This is a genomic window from Embleya sp. NBC_00888, from assembly GCF_045207655.1.
In the GTDB taxonomy this organism is placed as follows: Bacteria; Actinomycetota; Actinomycetes; order Streptomycetales; family Streptomycetaceae; genus Embleya.
Map to the genome: position 1 here is coordinate 3,788,786 of NZ_CP108785.1, position 21,655 is coordinate 3,810,440.

22 protein-coding genes are annotated in these 21,655 nt (G+C 71.6%); 5 read left to right on the top strand and 17 right to left on the bottom strand.

Going from position 1 to position 21,655, the window contains the following annotated elements:
* Positions 1-12: 12 nt before the first annotated feature.
* The 6 genes from OG948_RS50815 to OG948_RS50840 all read right to left on the bottom strand — a co-directional run bounded on the left by OG948_RS50815 (position 13) and on the right by OG948_RS50840 (position 5,375).
* Positions 13-810 carry a hypothetical protein gene (locus OG948_RS50815; protein WP_331771861.1) on the bottom strand — a complete coding sequence of 266 codons (798 nt, stop codon included), beginning with the start codon at positions 808-810 and terminating at the stop codon, positions 13-15.
* A 244-nt stretch (positions 811-1,054) separates the two neighbouring features.
* Complete coding sequence (locus tag OG948_RS50820) at positions 1,055-1,564, bottom strand: hypothetical protein (protein WP_331771862.1); 510 nt, start codon at positions 1,562-1,564, stop codon at positions 1,055-1,057.
* Between the two features lie 886 nt (positions 1,565-2,450).
* Positions 2,451-3,269 carry a hypothetical protein gene (locus OG948_RS50825; protein WP_331771863.1) on the bottom strand — a complete coding sequence of 273 codons (819 nt, stop codon included), beginning with the start codon at positions 3,267-3,269 and terminating at the stop codon, positions 2,451-2,453.
* A gap of 263 nt (positions 3,270-3,532) precedes the next feature.
* Entirely contained in the window at positions 3,533-3,901 is a 369-nt protein-coding gene (locus OG948_RS50830) for a chaplin (protein WP_331771864.1), read from the bottom strand.
* A gap of 424 nt (positions 3,902-4,325) precedes the next feature.
* Positions 4,326-4,562 carry an acyl carrier protein gene (locus tag OG948_RS50835; RefSeq protein ID WP_331771865.1) on the bottom strand — a complete coding sequence of 79 codons (237 nt, stop codon included), beginning with the start codon at positions 4,560-4,562 and terminating at the stop codon, positions 4,326-4,328.
* A gap of 279 nt (positions 4,563-4,841) precedes the next feature.
* Positions 4,842-5,375: a MarR family winged helix-turn-helix transcriptional regulator gene (locus tag OG948_RS50840; RefSeq protein WP_406300705.1), complete on the bottom strand. Its 534-nt coding sequence runs from the start codon at positions 5,373-5,375 to the stop codon at positions 4,842-4,844.
* A 93-nt stretch (positions 5,376-5,468) separates the two neighbouring features.
* On the opposite strand from OG948_RS50840, the gene OG948_RS50845 reads away from it, so the two are divergent.
* Positions 5,469-6,449 carry a haloalkane dehalogenase gene (locus OG948_RS50845; RefSeq protein ID WP_331771866.1) on the top strand — a complete coding sequence of 327 codons (981 nt, stop codon included), beginning with the start codon at positions 5,469-5,471 and terminating at the stop codon, positions 6,447-6,449.
* 111 nt (positions 6,450-6,560) lie between these two features.
* Here OG948_RS50845 and OG948_RS50850 read toward each other — a convergent pair whose 3' ends face one another.
* Positions 6,561-7,736 carry an epoxide hydrolase family protein gene (locus OG948_RS50850; RefSeq protein ID WP_331771867.1) on the bottom strand — a complete coding sequence of 392 codons (1,176 nt, stop codon included), beginning with the start codon at positions 7,734-7,736 and terminating at the stop codon, positions 6,561-6,563.
* A gap of 576 nt (positions 7,737-8,312) precedes the next feature.
* A complete protein-coding gene (locus OG948_RS50855) occupies positions 8,313-8,786 on the bottom strand; it encodes an Lrp/AsnC family transcriptional regulator (protein WP_331771868.1) in 474 nt (157 codons plus the stop codon).
* Positions 8,787-8,879: 93 nt separating this feature from the next.
* On the opposite strand from OG948_RS50855, the gene OG948_RS50860 reads away from it, so the two are divergent.
* Together OG948_RS50860 and OG948_RS50865 are read left to right on the top strand one after the other, a co-directional pair.
* The gene (locus OG948_RS50860; RefSeq protein WP_331771869.1) at positions 8,880-9,752 is read left to right on the top strand and encodes an LLM class flavin-dependent oxidoreductase; all 873 of its coding nucleotides are present in this window, start codon (positions 8,880-8,882) and stop codon (positions 9,750-9,752) included.
* A complete protein-coding gene (locus tag OG948_RS50865) occupies positions 9,743-10,231 on the top strand; it encodes a nucleoside deaminase (protein WP_331771870.1) in 489 nt (162 codons plus the stop codon). Before OG948_RS50860 ends, OG948_RS50865 begins: the two co-directional genes overlap by 10 nt.
* A gap of 39 nt (positions 10,232-10,270) precedes the next feature.
* On the opposite strand, the gene uppS is transcribed toward OG948_RS50865, so the two are convergent.
* The 6 genes from uppS to OG948_RS50895 all read right to left on the bottom strand — a co-directional run bounded on the left by uppS (position 10,271) and on the right by OG948_RS50895 (position 18,396).
* Positions 10,271-12,091 carry a polyprenyl diphosphate synthase gene (gene uppS / locus OG948_RS50870; protein WP_331771871.1) on the bottom strand — a complete coding sequence of 607 codons (1,821 nt, stop codon included), beginning with the start codon at positions 12,089-12,091 and terminating at the stop codon, positions 10,271-10,273.
* Between the two features lie 395 nt (positions 12,092-12,486).
* Entirely contained in the window at positions 12,487-13,707 is a 1,221-nt protein-coding gene (locus OG948_RS50875) for a cytochrome P450 (protein ID WP_331771872.1), read from the bottom strand.
* A gap of 190 nt (positions 13,708-13,897) precedes the next feature.
* Positions 13,898-14,656 carry a ferritin-like domain-containing protein gene (locus tag OG948_RS50880; RefSeq protein ID WP_331771873.1) on the bottom strand — a complete coding sequence of 253 codons (759 nt, stop codon included), beginning with the start codon at positions 14,654-14,656 and terminating at the stop codon, positions 13,898-13,900.
* Positions 14,657-14,809: 153 nt separating this feature from the next.
* Entirely contained in the window at positions 14,810-16,198 is a 1,389-nt protein-coding gene (locus OG948_RS50885) for a salicylate synthase (RefSeq protein ID WP_331771874.1), read from the bottom strand.
* Between the two features lie 902 nt (positions 16,199-17,100).
* The gene (locus OG948_RS50890) at positions 17,101-17,541 is read right to left on the bottom strand and encodes a PPOX class F420-dependent oxidoreductase (RefSeq protein WP_331771875.1); all 441 of its coding nucleotides are present in this window, start codon (positions 17,539-17,541) and stop codon (positions 17,101-17,103) included.
* 114 nt (positions 17,542-17,655) lie between these two features.
* The gene (locus OG948_RS50895) at positions 17,656-18,396 is read right to left on the bottom strand and encodes an NAD(P)H-binding protein (protein ID WP_331771876.1); all 741 of its coding nucleotides are present in this window, start codon (positions 18,394-18,396) and stop codon (positions 17,656-17,658) included.
* A gap of 124 nt (positions 18,397-18,520) precedes the next feature.
* On the opposite strand from OG948_RS50895, the gene OG948_RS50900 reads away from it, so the two are divergent.
* Together OG948_RS50900 and OG948_RS50905 are read left to right on the top strand one after the other, a co-directional pair.
* Entirely contained in the window at positions 18,521-19,027 is a 507-nt protein-coding gene (locus tag OG948_RS50900) for an Rrf2 family transcriptional regulator (RefSeq protein ID WP_331771877.1), read from the top strand.
* Positions 19,028-19,250: 223 nt separating this feature from the next.
* Positions 19,251-19,715: a molybdopterin-dependent oxidoreductase gene (locus OG948_RS50905; protein ID WP_331771878.1), complete on the top strand. Its 465-nt coding sequence runs from the start codon at positions 19,251-19,253 to the stop codon at positions 19,713-19,715.
* Between the two features lie 105 nt (positions 19,716-19,820).
* Here the strand turns inward: OG948_RS50905 and OG948_RS50910 are convergent, their stop codons facing one another.
* The 3 genes from OG948_RS50910 to OG948_RS50920 all read right to left on the bottom strand — a co-directional run bounded on the left by OG948_RS50910 (position 19,821) and on the right by OG948_RS50920 (position 21,337).
* Positions 19,821-20,060: a hypothetical protein gene (locus OG948_RS50910; RefSeq protein ID WP_331771879.1), complete on the bottom strand. Its 240-nt coding sequence runs from the start codon at positions 20,058-20,060 to the stop codon at positions 19,821-19,823.
* Between the two features lie 501 nt (positions 20,061-20,561).
* Positions 20,562-20,831: a hypothetical protein gene (locus OG948_RS50915; protein ID WP_331771880.1), complete on the bottom strand. Its 270-nt coding sequence runs from the start codon at positions 20,829-20,831 to the stop codon at positions 20,562-20,564.
* Positions 20,828-21,337 (bottom strand): hypothetical protein, encoded by a 510-nt coding sequence (locus OG948_RS50920; RefSeq protein WP_331771881.1) that lies wholly within the window; start codon positions 21,335-21,337, stop codon positions 20,828-20,830. Before OG948_RS50920 ends, OG948_RS50915 begins: the two co-directional genes overlap by 4 nt.
* Between the last annotated feature and the right edge of the window lie 318 nt (positions 21,338-21,655).

Below are 21,655 nucleotides of genomic sequence, written 5' to 3' on the forward strand. Positions count from 1 at the left end.
GTTCGGTTTCGGTCATCGAGTGAGTGAGGGGTTCGGGGTGATTCTTTCGGGGGCGGGTGTGCGTCCTCTCGGTGGGCGGGGGCGTCGTGTGGGGCGGGGCCAGCGGCGGCGGCCCATGCGCATCGGGGAATCCTGGTTTCTGATGCGCTCCAGCCGTGCCGTCTCGTCGCGATCGCCTCCGGAGCCGTAGGGGCCGGTGAGCGGGACGGGATGGCGGAGCGGGTCGGACAGCGCGACGAGGTAGGGCAACTCCTCGTCCCGGTTGTCGGGTTGCTCGAACTCCATGTTCCAGCCCTTGACCACCAGGACCGGCCCGGACTGCTCGCATCGGGTGTAGTCGATCAGGCCGGAAAGGTCCTCGATGGTGGGCACGCCCTTTGCCTCCGACGGCAGACGCCCTCGCCGGTACGCCTGCCGCTCCTGCGCGGACGCGCCTTCGTATGCCGGCACCTTCACGCTCCAATAGGCGTGAATCGCCTGCCACAACACCGATTCGGGTGCGGTGACGAGGCCGTCGGTCCAGTGCCGGCCGCTGCCCACCTCGAAGCTCAGGAAGCCGCCTTCCCAGCTGTTCGGCTTGATCTCGGCGATGCCACGGGCGCCGGAGTCGTCGAAGCCGAGCAGGTGGTGCGGGACGTCGATGTAGAGGGCGAGTCCCTTGTCGAGCATCGCCCGCTCGAACCGCCGCCGACCGGAGGTGACGTATTCCTTGTGCCGATCGGCAAGTTCCGGGCAACCGGCCACCGCCTGTTGGTAGCCGGTGACCGTATCCGAACGCCCGGTCCACTCGCCGTACAATTGAATGATCACGCGTGACTCCCCACCTCAGCGCGATAACCGACGGAAGTCACCCAATCACTATCCGCGAACACCTCGCAGGTAGGTTTTGCGCCAAGCTCCGGGCTTTCCCAGGTGATTCGGCCGCAGGTGGCCGGTTGTCGACCCCTCCGGTCGATTCCTGTCGTGGATCCCTGTCGTCGATCCCTCTGCTCGATCTGTCGGACTCGGGCCCGGGGCTCGGTTGTTCGCCGTGGCGAGTCCACCTGCGGTATGGCTATTCGATTCCTTGGTCCCGCCGGCCGCATTCGGATTCCTGGAGGCGCTCGATCAGCGTTTCGGTCGAGGGGCCTTCGAGCACGGTGGTGGTGGAGTCGCGGGTGGCCGGGCTCGATCGGGGCCAGGCGTCGAGGGCGTAGAGGATGTCGAAGTCCTCCAGGTCCATCCAGCCGATGGCGTGGTCGGGGTCGTGTTCGGCATCGCTGATCCGGACGGCCGCGGTGCCCTCATGGGGATGGATGCCACCGGCGTGGCGGACGGCGAGGACGTGGACCCGGCCCGGGGAGAAGTCGGAGGTGGGCGCGAACTCCTCGCGTAGGCACCAGGTTTGCCCGGGTTCGACGATCAGCCACGGCGAGCGGTCGGCGAGGCGCTCGCAGGCCGCGCGGGTGGCGGCCTCGCGGCTGAGGAGGTCCTCGGTGATGAAGGTGTCGATCCATGCGTTGACGAGGGCGCCTGCGGCCTGGGCACCGAGGACCTGGTCGACGGGCTTGTCGTTGGGGTTCACTGGATCTCCTGGGTGGGATGCCTTCGATGAAGGTGTCGTGGGACGGGTCGTGAGCGGTCGGTGGTGGATGCCGTGAACGCGGTCGGGCGTCGGCGTCGGACCGTCCGCCGCCGGTGCCCGGTCCGGGACAACACGGGGATGGGGGAGACCCATGCCGGCGACGAGTGTGATCCTGTCGGCGCGCCGCGAACGAGGCGATCGTCGTCGGGCGTCGGTTGCGGCGTACTGCTGTCGGAGTGGTCGGCGCCGGTTGTTGTTTCGGCGCTTACTGAATTACTCGAATACCGGATCCACCCGGTTGCCACCCTGCGTCGTTTTTCTTCACCGGGTGGTCTCGCGCGCGACCGCTCGACGGTCGGTGCCCGGGTCTCGGCCCCGGGGGCGAGTGCGCCCGCGTGCCTTGGGCCGCAGGTTGCGGGATCGCGACGACCTGCGCGGACGGGCCCGTCGGGCAAGCGCGCCCGGGCGGACGCGGGTGCGGGTGATGGCGGCCGTGACGCTTCTCACGTCGGATGAACGCGTCCACGGTTCCGGCCTGTTGCGTCGAGGGTGGCCGCGCTGAGCTGCTCCGTGCGCGGGCCTCGACCGGTCTCGACCGGCCTCGAGCGGTCGAGGACTCACTCTGCGGCGAGGCGTGGCCGGTACGGCCGTCTATTCGAGCGGGCGGTGGATCGCCTCGCCGCGCACGATGTGGGTCCCGTCCCAAGCAGCCATGCACGAGAGCCTGGCAGCGGCCCGGCCTGATCGGCAGAGGCGCACCGGCGGCGCTCTCGAGGCGTGCGCATCAGTCGGGGAGCGCGGCGGGGGAGGCGTCAACGCCGGAAGTATCGCGGGGGCGCTTCGGCCCCTTGCACCACGCGCACCCGGGCCTCCCCCCACCCGACGGTCAGGTCGCGGTGGGCACGTGCCGCGCTACCGCGAGGTTGGCGATCGTGCGCAGCTTCGAGAAGTAGGAGGCGCAGTATTCCTCGTTGAGCAGGGGCGCGATCTTGTCGAGGTCGGCGATGCACGCCCAGAGGATGGCGGTGCCATCGCCGTCGAGCCCGCCGCTCAGCTCTCTCGACACGAGACCGGCGACGTCGGCGTCCAGGAGGATCAACTCCACACCCGCGATGTCCACGCCGCGGAAGCTCGCGGGGAACGACGCCCGCCGATGCTCGTCCCAGAGCCGCCCGAGCAGCCCACCGCGATGCGCCTCGCCGCCCGCGTCGGCGGATGTCGTTTCTGGCGCGGACGACGGGCGACGGAGCAGGGCGACGGCGTCGAAGACGGCACGCACGATGGTGATGGCCCTGGTCGGGTGGACGGCGCCACTCGTCACGGCGCCGTGCGTGAGGTCGTCCCGCAACACGCGGCCGCGGTCGAGTATGGCGGCGAGTTCGGCCGGGATGAGCCCTGCCTCGGCGGCCCGTTCGATCAGGTCCCGGAGTGGTTCGTCGCCGGCCGTACGCTCGGCGAGCACGTGCTCCAGCGCGTACAGGGAGTGCGTGACCGCGACCGTGGCGAACTCGTACCGGTAGTAGGAGTGTCGGATGAGTTCGCGGGAGGTCTCCAGGGCGCTCATGACGTGCATCGACGCCTCGCCGGGCAGCACGAGGTCGGCGACCAGGGCGTCCATGCCCGCGTAGTCGAGTGCGACGTCGCGGGCGCGCGGGTCCGGTACCGGCAGAGGGAACGGCCTGCGGGCAGGCGGCAGGGTGTCCATCGAGGCCATCGTGGCATCGAGGGGGTGTGGGCGCCGGCGGATTTGGTTGTGGGGGTGGATGGGCGGACCGGTGTCGCGGGTTGGAGGTGGGTGGCGCGGTTCGATGAGGTCGGCTCTTGTGTTCGGGCCGGTTTGCCGCTTCGGGGTACGTGTCCGCCTCGTGGTGTGTGGGGCAACACGACGGGGCCCCCGCGGAGAACCCGCAGAGGCCCCGGGTATCGGACGCGGAGGAGGCGGCCGAACCGGATACACCGAACGAGGCGTCAGACGCCCACACGCTCGAGGAGCGAGCGGTGGCCGTCGTCGTGCTGGTAGCCACCACCGTGGGGGTGGCCCTGCGGACGGTGGCCCTCGTGCTCGTGGTCGCCGTCGTAGTAGACCTCGTTCTCGACCTCGGCGATGACGCATTCGTTGCCGAACGCCGGGTTGAGCGCAGCGGCCCCGTTGGCGGTGTCGCCGCAGCCCATTGCCGGGGTGTGGAACGGGGACTGGCCGATGTTCCCGGAAAAGACACCCGAGGAGTGCACCGCGGCGGCGTCGGCCTCGGAGCTCGCGCTCGCGGCGCCCGTGCCCCCCATCACGAGGGCGGCGGTACCGGCAGCCAGGACACCGGCCTTCTTGAACGAGTTCACGACAATCTCCCCTGTAGCGCATCCGCGCCGCCCGATGACGACGCGCACTCCTCTCAACGAGGCTGTTCGGTTCGGGAAACCGCTATCTCAACGGTTCACCCGATTGACGCACGATCGCCTCGCTGCGCCGAGTCGGCGATCCACGGAGTCGGCGGGGGGCGAGACGTGGCGGTGCCGTGTCCTCGCCTGTGTGCGGGGAGTGCCGGGCGGGCGGAGCGGCGGGGTTCGGGTGTGGGAGTGGTCGAACGGTTGACGAAGGAGGGACCGCCGTCTCCTCCGCGAACGACCGGAGGAATCGGCTCACCCTCGACCTCGCCCACCTCAGCGACATCGCTCTCGGGTGACCCGCGCACGTCGGTATCGACCCGGCTCGACTTCTCCGCCGACGTGGCGCCGCGTGGACGCCGCGCGTGAGGGGATTCGGCTACCCGGCCCGCTTGGCGGCGTCGATGGCCGCCGCCACGTCGTTGACGGTGGCCAGTCGCTCCCTCGCGGTCAAGGTGATGCCGTGTTCGCGTTCCAGGTTGAGAAGCAGTTCCGCCTTTTGGATCGAGTCGAATCCCAGGTCGCTCTCCAGGTTCGTCGTCCCGGTGATGTCGTCCACGTTCACCCAGGCCAGGTTGCACGCGGCGGCGATGACGGCTTTCTCGGTCGTGCTCAACTCGTACTCCCAGGTTCGCGGCTGGCCGACCCGCCCGGCCTCCGAAGCCGCGCCGGCGACCGGTACGGCCACGCGCGGCCCACGTAGGCCAGGGTCTCACGATCCCCCCGACGTCAACCAACGGTTGTCCGCTCCGCTGCGGTGCGGGGAGGCGGTGTGCGCGCAGGCCGCTCGGACGCGATTGCGTCAGGCCGGGTATCGAACGTGTGGCGAGGGATGGATGGTCCGTGGGCGGGCGGCGGTGGTTTCCGCGCGGGGTCGGGGGCGGTGGGGCCGTGATCAATCGCCGGCGGTGCGCGGTGTGGTCTCCGTGTGATGGTCCAGGAGTCGGGTCAGCAGACCGGTCAATGTGTGGCGTTCGGCCCGGGTCAGGGGCGCGAGCAGGTCGTCCTGGGCCCGGTCGATGATCGCGTCGAGGCGGCGCAGGTGGTCGCGGCCTTCGGGGGTCGCGGTGATGACGTTGCGACGGCGGTCGTCCGGGTCGGGCGTACGGTCCACGAAGCCGCGTTCGGCGAGGTCGTTGACGACGGCGACCATGTCGCTGCGGTACACGCCGGTGCGACGGCTCAGCGCCGACTGACTGGCGGGGCCGCTCCGGGTGAGCGCGACGAGGACCACGAAATGCCATGTGCGGGCGCCTTCGGCGGCGAGGCCGTCGGCCACCAGACGATCGGCGTGCATCGCGTTCCCGGTCAGCAGCTTGCTCGGCAGGCCGCGTACCCGGGCGGGCATTTCCCCCGCGTCCGCGCCGTCGCCGCAGGTCCCGGGGGCGCTGGTCTTCGCGGCGGTGTCGTCGGCCGCTCGGGTGCTCATGGCATCGATGTTACTCCGTTGCGTTAGTGAGACTAACGATATATGGTCCAGGAGATCAAACGTTAGAGGCACGAACGTTCACTGCTCGAATGAATGACCCGGGATGTTGCCACACCCACTTTCGATCCCGATCCCGACACGGGTCAGGGTCCGAAGCCGGGTCCGAACAGCCGGGCACCACGAGAGGAAACACTCACCATGCGTACCGTCGACGTCCTCGACTCCCACATCGCCTACACCGAGACCGGCGACGGCCTGCCCGTGGTGTTCCTGCACGGCAACCCGACCTCGTCGCACCTGTGGCGCAACGTCACCCCGCACGTCGCAGGCCGAGCCCGCACCCTGGCCCCGGACCTGATCGGCATGGGCGCCTCGGGCAAGCCCGACATCGACTACGACTTCGCCGACCAGGCCCGCTACCTGGATGCCTGGTTCGATGCCCTGGACCTGGGCGAGGTTGTCCTGGTCGGTCACGACTGGGGCGGCGCGCTCGCCCTGGACCGGGCGGCTCGGCACCCCACACGGGTGCGCGGGGTGGTCATGCTGGAGACGATGCTCAAGCCGCTGACCGCCGAGGAACTCCCGCCTCCCGCGCGTTCCCGCTTCGAGGCGTTCCGTACGCCCGGAGTCGGCGAGGAACTGGTGCTCGAACAGAACGTCTTCATCGAGACCGCGTTCAAGGGCGGCGTGTTGAATCCGCTGAGCGAGGCGGATGTGCGGCCCTACCGCGACCCGTACCCGACGCCGGAGAGCCGGCGTCCGCTGCTGGCCTGGCCGCGGATGATGCCCATCGACGGAGAGCCGGCCGACGTCGTCGCCCGCATCACCGACTACGACGCCTGGCTCGGGGCCAGTACGGACGTCCCCAAGCTGCTCCTGACCTTCGACTCCTCGCCGACGCTGCTCATCGGTGACGAGATGATCGCCTGGAGCCGCGAGCACATCGCCGCCCTGGACATCGAGCACTGCGGCCCGGCCGGACACCACGCCCCCGAGGACCGGCCCGACGCCATCGGCACGGCGATCGCCCGGTGGCTGGACGCACACGGGCTCACCTCACCCGGCTCCCGCTGACACGATCCGGATCGTGTCAGCGGGAGCCGTCGCGCACGGGCGGTGGCGACGGTCGGGGCCCGCGGCCGTGAGCGCGGGGCCCGGTGGTCCCGCCCGCGCGCGGCGGCCCTCTCAGCCCGCGGCCGCCGCCCGGAACGGGCGGAAGAACGCGCGCAGTTCCTCGGCGTAGAGCTCGGGCTCCTCGAACGCCGCGAAGTGTCCGCCGCGCGCGGGCTCGGTCGCGCGCACGACGTTCGCGGTGCGTTGGAGCCAGGCCCGCGGCGGGCGGACGATGTCGCCGGGAAAGAGCGCGAAGCCGGACGGTACCTCGACCCGGCGGGCGAGTTGGGCCGGCGGGATCGCGGCGTTCGCGCGGTACATCCGCATCGACGACGTGATCGTCCCGGTGAGCCAGTACAGCGTGAGGTTCGTGAGGATCTCGTCCTTCGTGAAGGAGCGCTCGATGTCGCCGCCGCAGTCGCTCCACGCGCGCAGCTTCTCGACGATCCACGCGGCCAGACCGGCCGGTGAGTCGGTCAGCCCGAAGGCGGCGGTCTGCGGCTTCGTGCGGTGCATGGCGGCGTACGCGCCCTCGCTCCCACCCCACGCCACGGCGTCCTCGATCCAGGCGCGCTCCTCGGGGGCGAGGTCCGCCGGGTCGCCGGTGAAGATGGGTACGCCGGCGTCCGTACGGTGCACGGCCACGACCCGGTCGGGATGGTCGAGCGCGAGGTAGCGGCTCACGTGGCTGCCGATGTCCCCTCCCGCCGCGCCGAATCTCGGGTAGCCGAGGACGTCCATCAACTCGGCCCAAAGTCCGGCGACGGCGATCGAGTCGAGGGGCGGTCCGGCGGGGCGGTCGGAGTACCCGTAGCCCGGCATGTCGGGCACGACCACGTCGAACGCGTCGGCGGGATCGGCGCCGTGCGCGCCGGGGTCGGTCAGGAGCGCGATCACCTTCGTGTAGCGCCAGAACGAGTCCGGCCAGCCATGGCTGAGGACCAGCGGCAGGACGGGGCCGGTCGGCGCGACGGCCCGGGCGTGCACGAAGTGGATCCCGAGGCCGCCGAGCGGGACACGGAAGCGGGAGAGCCGGCCGAGTTCGGCCTCCCGCGCGGGCCAGTCGAACCCGTCCGCCCAGTAGGCGACGAGTTCGCGCAGGTAGTCGAGGTCGGTCCCGATCGACCACCCGGCATCCTCGGGCGCATCCGGCCAACGCGTCGCACGCAGCCGGGTCCGGAGATCCTCGAGCGCCGCGGGAGCGGTCTGCCGGGTGAACGGCTCGGGGCGAGGCGCGGTGTCCGGCATGGCATGCATGCCAGTGCCGCGCCCGGCAACGTTTGCCCCGTCGCGGCGCCCGGCAGGGCCCCTCGCCGCACCGCCGAAAACGTCCAAGTACTCCAGTACGAGAACGTTTCCGGCGGCACGCCGAGGCACCGCACCGGACACCGCGACGGGGCAAGCGTCGCCGGGCCGCGATGGCGTATGAGTCCGTGCGAACGCGCCGCGAGATACCGCCGTGCCGGTACGCATCGCCCGCTGCGCCGAGTCGCCGCTGCGGGTGGACCGTGGATCCGGGAGCGTACGGAAGGAACCGGACGGGTGATCGGAGCGTGCCCGACCCGACCGCTGATCGCGCCCCGTCGGCGCCTGTCCCGGGCTGGGTCAGCCGCCGTCCTCGGTCGGCGATTCCGTGCCGGCACCGGCACGATTCGCGTCGGGAGGCGCTGGGAGTCGGTAGACGGACACGTGTGAGCCCGACTCGGCGGTGAATTCGGCTCCCTGCCAGTCGGCGTGCCTCGATACGAACTCGACGAACACACCGCCCGTCGAGCCCGGCGCGGACGGCCGGTCCCGGCGCCGCCCGGGCGTGCCCGGTGTGCGCTACGCGTCCCGGTCGTCGGTGGGTGGAGTGGGGCGGTGGGGGCCTCGGTAGGGGAGGGTTTGGCTGTAGACGATGTTGGTGGTGGTGCTGCCGAATTGTGCGAGTCGGTCGATGGTGCTTTCCAGGTGGGTCATCGAGGTGGCGGCCACCTTGAGGGTGTAGCAGTCCTCTCCCGTGGTGCGCAGGCACTCCAGGATCTCCGGGCGCTCTTCGAGGAGTCGGTGCAGGGGCGCGTGCCGGCTGCCGGGGTACTTGAGGCGCACCACGGCCAGTACGGCGAAGCCCGCCTTCGAGAGGTCGACCTCGGCCCGGTATCCGGTGATCACGCCGATGGTCTCCAGGCGTCTGACCCGCTCGGTCGTCGCGGAGGCGCTGAGGCTGACGCGTCGTCCCAGTTCGGTCAACGCGATGCGCCCGTCCTGTTGCAGCTCCGCCAGGATGGCCCAATCGGTGTCGTCGAGATCCTCGGTCATCCGGGCAGAATACCGGCAGATCCACGGTGGACCCCGGGAAAGGCAGTGAATGACGTCTTCAGATATGCGGTTGTCGCCGGATAGCCTCGGGACATGCAACTCGGCGTCAATGTTCCCAATTTCGGCCCCGGCACGGATCCGGGCGTCCTGCGCGACTGGGCGCAGACCGTGGAGGGGCTCGGATTCGATCTGCTGATGGTCTCCGACCACGTCGCGGTCACGCCCGATGTCGCGGAGCAGTACCCCGCCCCGTTCTACGAACCCTTCACCACGCTCGCCTGGCTGGCCGGTGTCACCCGGCGGGTGCGTCTGGGGACCACGGTGCTCATCGTCCCCTATCGGCATCCCCTGCTCGTGGCCCGGATGGCCGCCAACCTCCATCAGCTCAGCGGGCGCCGCCTGGTCCTGGGCGTGGGCGTCGGCTGGGCGCGGCAGGAGTTCGAGGCGCTCGGCGTCCCGTTCGGGCAGCGCGGGAAGCTGACCGACGACCATCTCGCGGCCATTCGCACGGCCTGGGAGGACGAGGGGGACTACGGCGCCGGCCGCATCCCGATCTGGGTCGGCGGCAACAGTGACGCGGGCATCGAGCGTGCGGTGCGCCTCGGCGACGCGTGGCACCCGCTACGACGCACCCTGCCCTGGATGCGGGCGGCGACGGACCGGTTGCGGGCCGTCGCCGTCGAGCGGCAGCTCCCGGTGCCGGCGCTGGTTCCGCGCATCGCGCTCCGGGTCACCCAGGCACCGCTGCCCGATGCCGAGCGCCTCGCCGGCGAGGGAAGCATCGACCAGATCGCCGTCGACCTGGACCACCTGCGCGCCCTGGGCGCCGACACCGTCGTCCTGGACCCGTTCAACGGCGACCCCGGCGAGACGGCGCACCCGCAGGCCGCATGGCGGATGCTCGCCACCGTGGCCGAGCGGGTGGGCCCGCTCACCCATCACCTTACGGAGACACCATGGCAGTGACCCCGGACGACCTCACCCACCTGCGCCGCTGCGTGGAACTCGCCGCCGAGGCGGTGGAGGCCGGCGACGAGCCGTTCGGGTCGGTCCTGGTGGCCGCCGACGGCAGCGTCCTGGCCGAGGACCGCAACCGCGAGCGAACCACCGGCGATCCCACCCGCCATCCGGAGTTCGAACTGGCCCGCTGGGCCGCCACGAACCTGACACCGCCGGAGCGGGCGGCGGCCACCGTCTTCACATCCGGCGAACACTGTGCGATGTGCGCGGCGGCGCACGGCTGGGTGGGACTCGGTCGCATCGTCTATGTGAGCTCCGCCGAACAGACGAGCACCTGGCTTGCCGAACTCGGCGTTCCGGCGGCGCCCGTACGCAACCACCCGATCCGGGAGATCGTTCCCGCGCTCGTGGTGGAGGGTCCGGTCCCGGACTTGGCGGAGGAGGTACGCGCCCTGCACCACCGGTTCCGCGTTGCACGTCGCTGAAACCGTTCCTTGCGACGCTCTCTCGGCGGGGGCACCGCGTCAGTGGCCCGGTGCGCCCGCGTCGTGGGCGGGCGGCCCCGCCGCCGGCGCCGCGGAATCCGGTACGGCGCCGAAGTTGCGGCCGCGGTCCGCGTACGCGGTGATCGCCCGCCACAGGTCGCGGCGGTCGACGTCGGGCCAGCGGGTGTCGCTGAAGTGCAGTTCCGCGTACGCGGCGTGCCAGGGCAGCAGGTTCGAGGTGCGCTGTTCGCCGCCGGTGCGCCACAGCAGGTCGACGTCCGGCAGGTCCGGCAGGGCCAGGTGGGCGGCGAACACGCGCTCGCAGATGTGCGCCGGGTCGATCCGGCCGGCGACGGCGGCGCGGGCCAACGAGGCGGCGGCCTGGGTGAGTTCGATCCGGCCGCCGTAGTTGACGCACAGGGTCAGGGTCAGCCCGGTGCGATCCCTGGTGGCGTGTTCCAGGCGCACGAGCCGTTCCAGGACATCCTGCGGCAGTCCTTCGGCGGAGCCGGCCCAGCGGAAGCGCACGTCGTGATCGAGCACGGCCGCATCGACCATGTCCTCTCGCACGAGGGCGAGCAGGCCGTCGATCTCCTCGGGTCGCCGACGCCAGTTCTCCGTGGAGAACGCGTAGAGCGTCAGATATCGCAGGCCGATCTCCAGGGCGCCGTGTACGACGTCGCGCATCGACTCGCCGCCCGCGCGATGGCCTTCGGTACGGGGCAGGCCCCGATCGGTGGCCCAGCGGCCGTTGCCGTCCATCACGACCGCCACGTGCCGGGGGAGCCGGCGCGTGGGGCAGCTCGGCGGGCGCGCGCCCGAGGGATGCGGCCGGGGAGGCGTGGGGAGCTCGGTGCGGGGCGCCGGCAACAGGGCAGCCAGGGTGGGTGGGTGAGGGGTCGCGGTGTCCCGCCGGGACCGCGCGGGGCCGATCGGCGTGAGGAACCGCCACGCGACGTGCGCCTTGAGCCGGGCCGGGAGCAGGATGCGCCGGCTCGCCAGCCGGGGCAACCGGGGCTTTCCGTGCAGCAGTTGTGCCCCGGCCCGCTCCACGCGTTCCAGTCGCAGCCGGCCGATGTCGGTCACCGCACGCGCCACCACGGCGAGTGCGGGGGGCAGTTCGCGGAACAGGTCGGGTTGGGCCAGCCACAGGCGGGCCTGCGCCGCCAGATGCCCGATCATCGCCTCGACGGGTGCGTCGTGCGTGCCGCCGGTCAGGTCCGCCGCTGTGAGGCCGTGGTCGGTGAGCACCTCCACGGGCACGGTGACCCGGCCCTGGGCGAGGTCTTCCGCGAGGTCCTCGAGATTGTCGATGACGCTCAACGCGTCCACCCACTGCCGGGCGGCGTCCAGATAGCGCAACCGCAGCGGCAGGTACAGGCCCGCGGCGGCCAGGAGCGCCGCGCCCTGGGCGAAGAAGGAGGTGTTGACCGCCTGGGAATAGGTGCTCCACGCCTTCCAGGTGGGATGGGTACGGCCGGCGATGTCCGCTCGGGTGGCGGCGAACGCCGCCGACAGGCCGTCGGTCGGCAGGTCCCAGGTCAGCATCGTGTGCACCAGGGCCCGACGTACCGGATCCTCGCTGTCACCGCGCCGCAGGTCCTCGTCGAACGCGGTGGTCCAGGCGTCGAACAGCGCCTCTCTGCCGGAGGGATCACCGGTGTCGGCGACGTCGTCGATCACCCGGCCCGTCGCGTAGATCGCCCACAGCGCCGGGCGTAACGCCGGTGGCATCAGCCGGGCCGTCGGGTACTCCGTGCCCCCTGCCCGGCGGATCGCCCTGCGGCACGCCTCGTAGCCTTCGACGAGACGTGGTTCGTCGATCGCTGCCGCGCGGTAGACGGAACGGGAACGGCGCATGGGGCTCCTCGGCCGGGCGGGACGGCGTGCGCGTCGCGGCGGGCACATCCGTACGGGACGGGCGGATCCGGACAAGGCACGCCCCGGCGGGTCGAAACCGCGCGGATCTCGCACGATCGGGGCAACGCCCTTGTCACGACCCGGTGTTGGCGGATGACCCGGGCATAGGGGGAGACAACCGGGTTCCGGCCCGCCCTGTCACGCGTATGGGCCGAAGATGCCTCGCAAGGGTGATCGGTCAGGGCCGAACGGGTGACGCGACGTCGGCGGTGCGTCGCGGGCGGCGAGGATCCGGGCCGGCCGCGCGTGGATCGTGCGGGGGCCGCGCCCGCCGACGCGCTCCGTGCGACGTGCCCCGACCCCGCGCGTCGATCACCGGCGGGGCCGGGGCGCTGTCAGTCCAGTCGTACGCGCAGTTCGCGCAGCGCGCGTACGGAAAGGTTGTCGTGCCACCGGATGTCGTCGTCACCGAGCGACATCACCGGTGCGCGGCGCAGGAGTTCGCCGAAGGCGATGCACGCCTCCATGCGGGCGAGCGCGGCGCCGGGGCAGGCGTGGACCCCCGGCCCGAAGGCCTGGTGCCGGCGCCCTTCGCGGGCAATGTCGAACCGATCCGGGTCGACGAAGACGCTCGGATCGCGGTTCGCGGCGCCGAGCATGAAGAACACCAGGTCGCCCTCGCGGATCTCCCGACCGCCCAGCACCAGGTCCCGGCGCGCCATCCGGGACAGGCGTTGCACGGGGCTCTCCAGGCGCAACATCTCCTCGATCGCCGAGGGCAGCAGGTCGGGACTCTCGCGCAGGCGCGCGAGTTGCCCGGGATGGCGCAGCAGCAGCAACAGGCCGTTGCCGAGCAGGTTGGTGGTCGTCTCGAAACCCGCGAACACCATCATCAGGCAGGTGGAGACCACCTGTTCGTCCGACGAGGAACCGTCCCGGAGCAGCACGCTGATCAGGTCGTGGTTCGGCGCGCGGCGGCGCCGGGCGACCAACTCGCCCAGGTGGGCGGAGGCTTCGCGGACACTGTCGAACGCCTCGGCGGCGGTGGACAGGTAGGTCGCGGGCGCGGCGCCGAAGAAGTCGACGATGCCGATGGCGCAGCGTTTGAGCAACTCGTGGGATTCGCGCGGTGCGCCGATGATCTCCGAGACGACGTAGAGCGGCAGCGGCACGGCCAGGTCCGCGACCGCGTCCAACTCGCCGCGCGCCAGGGTGCGGTCGAGGATCTCGGTGACCGTGCGCTCGACCAGGGGCTGGAAGGACCGGATGACGCGTTGGTTCATCGAACGTGTCACCGGAGCACGCAGCGGCCGGTGTTCGGGCGGATCGGCCATCAGCGGCCAGCGGGAGAGCAACTCGGCCAATGGACGGAACCGCTCGCGGTGGGCGGGCGGGAACTGCCGCAGGCGTGGGGTGATCCGGTCCGCGGAGATGGCGGGATGGGCGATTCCGTGGACCACGTCGTCGTACCGGGTGACCAGCCAGGCATTCCACCGGGGGTCGAAATGCACGGGATCGTGCTCGCGCAGAGCCCGCAGTGCCGGGTAGGGATCGTTGCGAAAGGACGCGGAGACGAGGTCGACGTGTGCGGTGCTCGTGTCGGGACGTATCGTCACCGACCCGTCTCCCGCCCGATCGGAGCACGGTCGCCTCGTGGTGAAGGCGCGTTTCCGCTCGACGCGCGGCGTAAGCGTAAGTGCGGGTGCGGGTGGGGGTGAGAGCGAGAACGAGGACGAGAACAGCGACTAAGTGTAATCATGTGATTACTATAGCCGCATCGCTGGAGTCCCTTCACCCCCTCAGGTCTCACGAACTGTCCACGGGCGCCCGCGAATTCGGGTGCGGGCGGGAGTGAATCCGCCGGGTGACGGCGTGGAAGTCGTGGGCCACCCGACCGGCGAAGCGGCGGCGGGTCGTGCCGAGCAACGCGAGTGCCTTGCCGTGGTCGTAGACGACCACGGCGGTCGCGCCCGCGGTGATCATCCACCAACCGGCGACCGCGATCGCTCGGGTCGGCGGTGCCAGGTCGGCCAACGAGGTGCGCAGAGCGTCGCAGTGGAAGGGGACGTGGCGTTCCTCGTCGGCGAGGATGCGGGCGGCGACCTCGGCGGCGAGCGGGTCGCCGACGCCGTCGTGGAGCGCGCGGTAGTACGGGAGCGCGATCACCTCGGCGACCATCAGGACCATCAACTCCAGGCGCAGGCCGAGCGAACGGCGCAGCCGGCGAAAGACCGCGTCGGACCAGTGGCCCGGGATCGTGCCCGCGCCGGCCGCGGCGAGCAGGTGCGCCAGGAGCCGGGCGTGGTTCTGCTCCTCGGCCACGAACAGCCGGATCGTCGCGGTGTAGACGTCGTCGCCGTCGGCGGCGGCCTTGGCGATCAGGATGCGGCCGTCACTGCCCTCGCCGACCTGGAAGCGCTGGATGCTGCGGACCACGGCCGGGTGCAGCCGGGCGCCGTCCGCCCACACCGGGTCGCCGTCGTCCGCGCGTCGTCGCGCCGCCGCCCGGAAGTCGTCCAGCCAACGGTGGTGGTCCGCGCTCGAAGAATCCTGGATCTGCGACATGGACGCTCTCCTTCCGTACGCCGTGGCGCACGCGAACGCGGCCGGATACCGCGTTATGCGGAGGACGCGCGCGAGCGCCGGACGGTTGTCGATCCGGGGCGGCTCCGGGGCGGCGCGGACTCGGCGCGGACGGGCTTCGACACCGGTGTTCGCTCAGCCGGCGGCGGACGCGGCGGAGACCGTGGGTGGTTCGTCCTCGGGTGTCGCCGGCACGACGTACGGGGCGACGGTGGCGAGGGTGTGGCACGTTCCGCGGTATTCGTGCACCGGCCGTGAGTCGGCCACGACGCCCGCACCCGCGCGCAACCAGGTGCGGCCGTCCCGCGTGTAGACCATGCGCAGCGCGAGCGCGGCATCCAACTGCCCGGCGTGCGTGGCCCGTACGACCGCGCCCGCGTACAGGCCGCGAGGCGCCTCCTCGTACTCGGCGATCATCGAGCACGCGACCGCCTTCGGCACGCCGGACACGGTCACCGCGGGGAACAGCGCGAACAGCGCGTCCCACGGCCCGTGTCGCGGGTCGAGGCGCCCGAACACCCGCGAGCCGATGTGCTGGACGCCGCCGCGTTCCCTGGCCGTCATGAACTCGTCGACGCCGACACCGTCCGGGTCGCACAGCGCGGCCAGTTCGTCGTGCGCCAGGCGTACCGAGATCGCGTGGTCGTACACCTCCTTGGCGTCCTGGACCAGCGCGGCCTGCCGCCGTGCGTCGAACACCGGGTCGCCGTCGCGTGGACAGGTGCCGGTGAGCGGTCGGGTGGCGATCCGCAGGTCGGCGTCGAGTTCCACGAGGGTCTCCGGACTGAACCCGGCGGCCCGGAGTCCGGGCAGGTCGAGCAGGAACGACCGCGCGGGTGTGTTCGCGCGAAGCCCGCGCAGGTAGGTCGCGGGGAAGTCCACCGGGTAGGGGACCTCGACACCTCGGGACAGGACCACTTTGTCGAGCTCGCCCGCTCGGATGCGGTCGATCGCGGCTGCCACGGTGGCCGCGAACAACGCGAATTCGTCGGTCTCGACCTCCACAGGCCGCGTCGTCGTGGTGCTCGACCGGTCGGCGGCCGTCGCGGCGAGCAACACCCGGTCGAGGTCCTCGCCCGCCAGGGCGCGCACGGTCAGCGACGTCTCGTCGACCTCGACCTCGACGCGGGGAACGGTCAGCCGGCCCAACTCCTGGCCCAGGCCCGAGGATGGGAACTCCTCTGATACTGAGCCGAGTTCGAAGTCCAGGCGGCCGTACAGCCGCCAGTCCCGGATCGGCGCGTCGGCCAGCAGGGTCTCGATCGCCCGGGCGGGCGAGCCCGCCCACGGCACGCTCGTACGTCGACCCTCGCCCATCCCGACCACGGTGTCGTGGTGGATGGTGAGCACCACGGCCGCGCCGCCGGCGAACCACCAGCGCGCGTCGCTCGCGTAGACGAGGGATTCCTCGAAGAGTCCGGACTCGGCCAACCGCACCGCGACGGCGGGCGGGTCGTATCTCCCTTCTCGACGAACGTGCAGGTAGCGGCGGGTGGGCGCGGTCGCGGGGGAGTCGATGGTCACTGGTTGCACCGTCCTCGGAAGTAGCGCATGGGTGGGGAAAGGGGGTCGGAGCGGCAAGCGCGGATCCGGCGACGGACGTCGGATCCGGGTGGGCCGTCGACGTCCCGGAGTCGTGCGGGCCCGGCGGTTCGAGGTCGAAGGGGCCTCTCCCGCATGGGGTTTGGCTTCGATCATGGGCACGGCCGCGCGAGTGTCCCCTCGTCGGCGAAGCGCGCGCGATGCGCGTTCGGCGACCCTTGTTGAGTAGTGATCAAGTAGGTTAGCCTTACCTAACTCCAACGTGTCGGGCCGGGTGTGGGTTCCCGTCTCGGGAACGAACCGGACCCGCGAGAACCGAGGAGGGGCCGTTGACGAACGCCCGTGCCCGGAGGGGAATCAGGAGCAAACGGTGGTGATCACCCGCGGATCGCCCATGGGGGTGTGCCGATGACCGCCCCCTGTGCGAGATCGTGCTGCCCATCCCGCGCAACGATTACGGACGCTCCGGCCGTCCCCCTGACCGCCGACGGGACCGGCGCGGCGCGGTGACATCCCGCGCCGGACCCGTCGGTGCACGTCACGTGCGACGGTGCGCCTTCGAGGTGGGGTCGTGTCGGCGACCGAGGCCGGGCGTACGTCGGTGACCTGCGGGCACGGATCCCCGAGGCCGGGCACGCGGCGCTGCCGGAACACGCGGCTCCGGCGGTCCGCGGTGCCGTGACCGACTTCCTCGACGATGACGTGGGGACCTGCCGACGCGTACGGGCGCGTCCTGGTCGGTCGGCGAGTGCGGCGGCGCGGCACCCCTGCCGATGCCGCACTCGCCGATCCGACGGCAACGCCCCCGCCGCGCGGTCGACATCGGCCCGGGCCCGGCTCCGAGGCGGTCGCGCCGCCGCCGCGATCGCCCGGGGCCGGTTCGGTTATTCCGCGGTGGTACGGCTGCCGCCCGCCTGGTCACTGTCCTTGAGTGTGCCCCAGCCGTGCCAGCGGTCGATCTCGACCCAGGCGCTGACTCGGCCCCGGTCGCGCTGCGGGTAGTCCTGGCCGCCGTAGTGACGTGACAGGCGGTCGATGTCGACCAGGTCCTTGTCGTCGCGGATCTCGGTGACCCGGCCGATCAGGCTGAGATGCGTGTACCAGTTCCCGGTGTCGAGCACGGTCAGCGAGACGCGCGGATCGTTGCGGATGTGCTCGAGCCGTTTGCGTCCCTCGTCCATGTTGACGAGCACCCTGCCCTCGTCCCACAGGTACCAGGTCGCCGTGGAGACGGGTTGGCCGTCGGCCCGGAGCGTCGTCACGACCGCGGGATTGGGCTGCCGCAACATCTCGATCGCCTGCTCGGGCAGTGGCGGCTTCGACATGGGTCCTCCTCGTCGGTGTCCGGCCGCGGTGGATTCCCCCGCGACGATGTCGCCGCACCCGACCGCACCGAAACCCTACTCCCGGACCCCTCGGATTCCGGCGACACGCCGCCGCTACCGGTCCGTTCGGATCCAGTCCCGGTAGTGCGTCGGTGCCAGGTGCGCGTCCGGCCCCGCGGTGAGCACGTCGCCGGGGACGGCCGCGAACATGCCGGCCGTGTCGTCGACGACCACGGTGCGGGCGTCGGCGCGCGCGGCCAGGGTGATCCTGCCGAGCTCGTCGAGGGTGAAGACGTCCGGGCCGGCGACGTTGCGGATGCCCTGGAGCGGGGTGCCGACACCGACCTCGACGACCGCGTCGACGACGTCCGCGGCGGCGATCGGCTGGATCGGGGTGGCGGGCAGACGGACGGTGTCGTCGTCGGAGGTCCAGGACAGCACGGCGTCCATGAACTCGAAGAACTGGGTGGCGCGCACGATGGAGTACGGCGTGGGCCCCTGGCGGAGCAGGTCCTCCTGCAGGGACTTGGCGCGGTAGTAGTCCAACCGGGGTACCCGGTCCACGCCGACGATCGACAGGATCACCTGGTGTCCGACCCCGGCTTCCGCCCCCGCGTCGAGCAGGTTGCCCATGGAGGTGCGGAAGAAGTCCGGGGACTTCTCGTCGAAGGTCGGCGAGTTCGCCAGGTTGACCACCACCTCGGCGCCCTCCAGCGCCTCCCGCAGGCCCTTCCCGGTGATCAGGTCGACACCGGTGGACAACGCCGCGGGGAGGGCCTCGTGGCCGCTCGCGGTCAGCTTTCGCACCACCTGCGAGCCGATCAGCCCGGTTCCGCCGACGACCGTGATCTTCATGGTTGTCCTGCCTCTCGTCGAGTGCGCGAGGTCGCGCGGGAACGCATCCAAACTCGGATACATCTTGTCCGTGATAATACTCGGATAGAGTTCATCCGAGTCAACCGGAGGGACGGGCGAGCGGATGAAGCTGTCGGGCGGAGTGGAGTCGGCGCTGCACTGCTGTGTGGTGCTGACCACGGCGACGGAGCCGGTACCCGCTGCGCGGCTCGCGGAACTCCACGGCGTCTCCGGCAGCTATCTGGCCAAACAACTCCAGGCGCTCTCCCGCGCGGATCTGGTGGGCTCGATCCAGGGCAAGTCGGGCGGGTACGTGCTGACCAGGGCGGCCGAACGGATCACCGTCCTGGACGTCGTGACGGCCGTGGACGGCGCCGAACCCGCGTTCGTGTGCACCGAGATCCGCCAGAGGGGTCCCCTGGCGGCGGCGCCGGAGGCGTGCACCCGACCCTGCGCGATCTCCCGCGCGATGGCCGCCGCCGACGCCGCGTGGCGCGCGGCGCTGCACGCGATCACCATCGCGGATCTGGCCAGGAGCGTCGACGAGGACTACGGCCCCGCCGCACTCGCCGGCATCCGCACCTGGCTGAACGGTCCGAGCGCCGGCGAGGGTGCGCCGGCCGCCGACTGAGCGCCCGCGCAGCCGGCCGAGCGCACACCACCGACCGGCGCACCCCACGATCCTCGCGAAGCAGATGCGAGGGCAGAGGCCCGATCGACCCGGTCATCCGCGAGGAGGAAGGGCTTCTGGTGGAGCATTTGCGCTTCGCGTGACGCGTCGCCGGGCATGCTTGCGGGGACGAGGGTGTGCCGATCGCGGGGAGACGGGGTCGATGGGCCGACTTGGGGTGCCGATGCGGACCACACCGTTCGGGTTGCGGGGGAGTCTGGCCCGGCCCGTCGCGGTGACGGTCGCCGAGCTGCGGGAGGGGTGGACGCAGCATCAGGCCGTCGTGACGTTCGACTGCGCGACGAACGGCCCGCAACGGCACGCGTTCGAGGGTCCGCTCCTGCGAGAGGTCGTCGCCGCCGCGGGCCCGACGTTCGACGTTCGGCGACGCAAGGACCGCTCCCGATACGTCCTCGTGGTGACCGGCGACGACGGCCACCACACGGTGTTGTCCTGGGCGGAGATCGACGCCGACTTCGGTGACGCCCCGGTCCTCCTGGCCACCGCCATGGACGGTCACGCGTTGGACGCGCACGGCACCCAGCTCGTCGTCCCGTCCGACCGGTGCGGCGCACGCTACGTCAGCGCCGTCACGGACATCTGGTTCGGCTCATTCGCGCCGATGTCGCCCTCGGCGACGGTGGGTTGACGGCCGCCCGCATCCCCGACTCCCCGACCCTCTCGACTCCCCGACCCTGTCGACTTCCCGACCTTCTCGACCTCTCGACCTCTCGATCGGGACCTCGGGCCGAGCTCAGCCGAGCGTGGGCAACTCGTCGAGGGGGAGTTGACCGGTCTGCACCCCGCCGATCGGCAGGCCGCCCGTGGTCACCGCGTCCGCGAACGCGCCGGCCGCCGCTCCGGGGATCGCTCCCGCGGTCGTCGGGGGTTGCGGAGCGGGATCGGCGTGGGCGCTGCCCGCCGTCGCGGCCGTACCGACTGCTGCCAATGCCGTCAGCACGGCGATCTCGCCGAGCCGTCCTCGAAGAGTCATGTGCAAGTCCCTTCCGTACCACGGGTCATGGGTCATGGGTCACGGGTCACGCCCCGGTGGGGCGGATCTCCGTCGCCTCCCTGTCGGGGAGCGCCCGGGCGCGGACTTCGCGTCGCCCGGCGACAGCGGGTCAACGCCCGTCGGCATGCAACGGTTACGGGTGGGTCGCCTCGTCGGCCGAGGCGCCGCCCGCCGCGCCGGCCCGCCGTCGGTTTCGTGGGCGCGGTCGGCGTACGGCCGCACGTTCGAGCCGGACGCCGAGCAGGTGGGGCAGGTGGGGCCGGGCCGGGTGCGGGGCGACGGCAGATCGCCCGGCGCCGCGTCGACGGTCGATCACGGGCTTCGGATCGGCGGCGAGTCCGCCACCGATGGTTCGGCGGCTGGGGACGGTCGTCGGGCATGACACGAGGCCGCGATCCCGTGGCTCACCCGGTTCGACCGGGTTCCGCGCGGCATGCGCTCGGGCGCGTGGGTGCCGGTGGGGTGGGGTCGGTGGCGCGGTTACCAGGACCAGCCTTCGTGCCGGCCGATGCGGATGGCCAGGGGCATGGGTGCCTGGTCGAGGCCGTACGGGCTCCCGGTCAGGTCTCGGGCGCAGTCGCCGGGGCAGGCGAGGAGTTGGGCGATGGGGGTGCCGCCGGTGACCACGGCGTCCTGGCGGGTGCGCAGGTCGGTGCCGCAGGCCGCGCAGGCCAGTCCGGCCCGCTGGTCGCGGCTGGGATCGGTGGCCGGATCGCCGGCGCACGGGTTCGCCGTGATGTCGCCGCTCACGCGAATCTGCCCTGGTGCCGCGGCGCGCCGGTGCCGACGGCGATCTCGCGCGTGCCGGGCATCCAGCGGCGCAGCCGGCGCAACTCGCCGTCGTCCGGGCGTCGGCGCATGCCGTTGTGCTCGCACGCCGGAAAGCGGCCGAAGGATTGCGTGTGTACGACGCCCCGGTGCTCGATCCGGGTGGACGGCGTCATCGTGGACCGACCGAGCCGGATGACCGTGGTGGCCGGACGTACCGGTTCGGCGAGCATGGGCAGCGGGACCAGGAACGAGGTGTCACGCTGCACGGCTGTCCAACCGACGTCCGACACCGCGTCGCCGGCCGGACCGGCGGCGGTGAGCTGCCGGGCATCCTCGATGTAGCGAATCTGCGCGAGGTTGTGTACGCGTGCGAAGCGGTCGAGATCCGAGAGTCCGGTGCGCCGTTCGCCGCGATACTCGGGCACCGGTGCCTTGGGTGACCGGGGCGTGGCCCGGACCGGAGAGTTCGTTGCCGCGGTGGTCATGGTGGTGTGTCCGTCCTTCGCGTTCCTTGCCGGGTACGACGGCCGCACCCCCTCGGCCCGCATCGGCCGCCGTCGGTGCGGTCGGCGGGACGCGTGGGCTGCCCGGGAGGCGTGGCATACGACATCCCAACGACCCGGTGTTCGCGAGGTCACGACGAATCGTCTGCGGCTTCGCACGGGTGTGCCCGAGCGGCGGGCGAGCCGGCCGAGCGTCGAGTCGGCAACGCGAGCGTCGAGGCGGCGGGACGGATCGGCGACGGCCGCGAGGCGTCGGCTCCCGTCAGGGAGGCGCCGACGCCGCGGAAGCCGTGCGCCTCC

Excerpts from the sequence above, each read along its gene's own strand:
- OG948_RS50825 (WP_331771863.1), bottom strand. The coding sequence starts at position 3,269 with ATGGACACCCTGCCGCCTGCCCGCAGGCCGTTCCCTCTGCCGGTACCG.
- OG948_RS50840 (WP_406300705.1), bottom strand. The coding sequence starts at position 5,375 with ATGAGCACCCGAGCGGCCGACGACACCGCCGCGAAGACCAGCGCCCCC.
- OG948_RS50845 (WP_331771866.1), top strand. The coding sequence starts at position 5,469 with ATGACCCGGGATGTTGCCACACCCACTTTCGATCCCGATCCCGACACG.
- OG948_RS50850 (WP_331771867.1), bottom strand. The coding sequence starts at position 7,736 with ATGCCGGACACCGCGCCTCGCCCCGAGCCGTTCACCCGGCAGACCGCT.
- OG948_RS50855 (WP_331771868.1), bottom strand. The coding sequence starts at position 8,786 with ATGACCGAGGATCTCGACGACACCGATTGGGCCATCCTGGCGGAGCTG.
- OG948_RS50860 (WP_331771869.1), top strand. The coding sequence starts at position 8,880 with ATGCAACTCGGCGTCAATGTTCCCAATTTCGGCCCCGGCACGGATCCG.
- OG948_RS50865 (WP_331771870.1), top strand. The coding sequence starts at position 9,743 with ATGGCAGTGACCCCGGACGACCTCACCCACCTGCGCCGCTGCGTGGAA.
- uppS (WP_331771871.1), bottom strand. The coding sequence starts at position 12,091 with ATGCGCCGTTCCCGTTCCGTCTACCGCGCGGCAGCGATCGACGAACCA.
- OG948_RS50880 (WP_331771873.1), bottom strand. The coding sequence starts at position 14,656 with ATGTCGCAGATCCAGGATTCTTCGAGCGCGGACCACCACCGTTGGCTG.
- OG948_RS50890 (WP_331771875.1), bottom strand. The coding sequence starts at position 17,541 with ATGTCGAAGCCGCCACTGCCCGAGCAGGCGATCGAGATGTTGCGGCAG.
- OG948_RS50895 (WP_331771876.1), bottom strand. The coding sequence starts at position 18,396 with ATGAAGATCACGGTCGTCGGCGGAACCGGGCTGATCGGCTCGCAGGTG.
- OG948_RS50900 (WP_331771877.1), top strand. The coding sequence starts at position 18,521 with ATGAAGCTGTCGGGCGGAGTGGAGTCGGCGCTGCACTGCTGTGTGGTG.
- OG948_RS50905 (WP_331771878.1), top strand. The coding sequence starts at position 19,251 with ATGCGGACCACACCGTTCGGGTTGCGGGGGAGTCTGGCCCGGCCCGTC.
- OG948_RS50910 (WP_331771879.1), bottom strand. The coding sequence starts at position 20,060 with ATGACTCTTCGAGGACGGCTCGGCGAGATCGCCGTGCTGACGGCATTG.
- OG948_RS50920 (WP_331771881.1), bottom strand. The coding sequence starts at position 21,337 with ATGACCACCGCGGCAACGAACTCTCCGGTCCGGGCCACGCCCCGGTCA.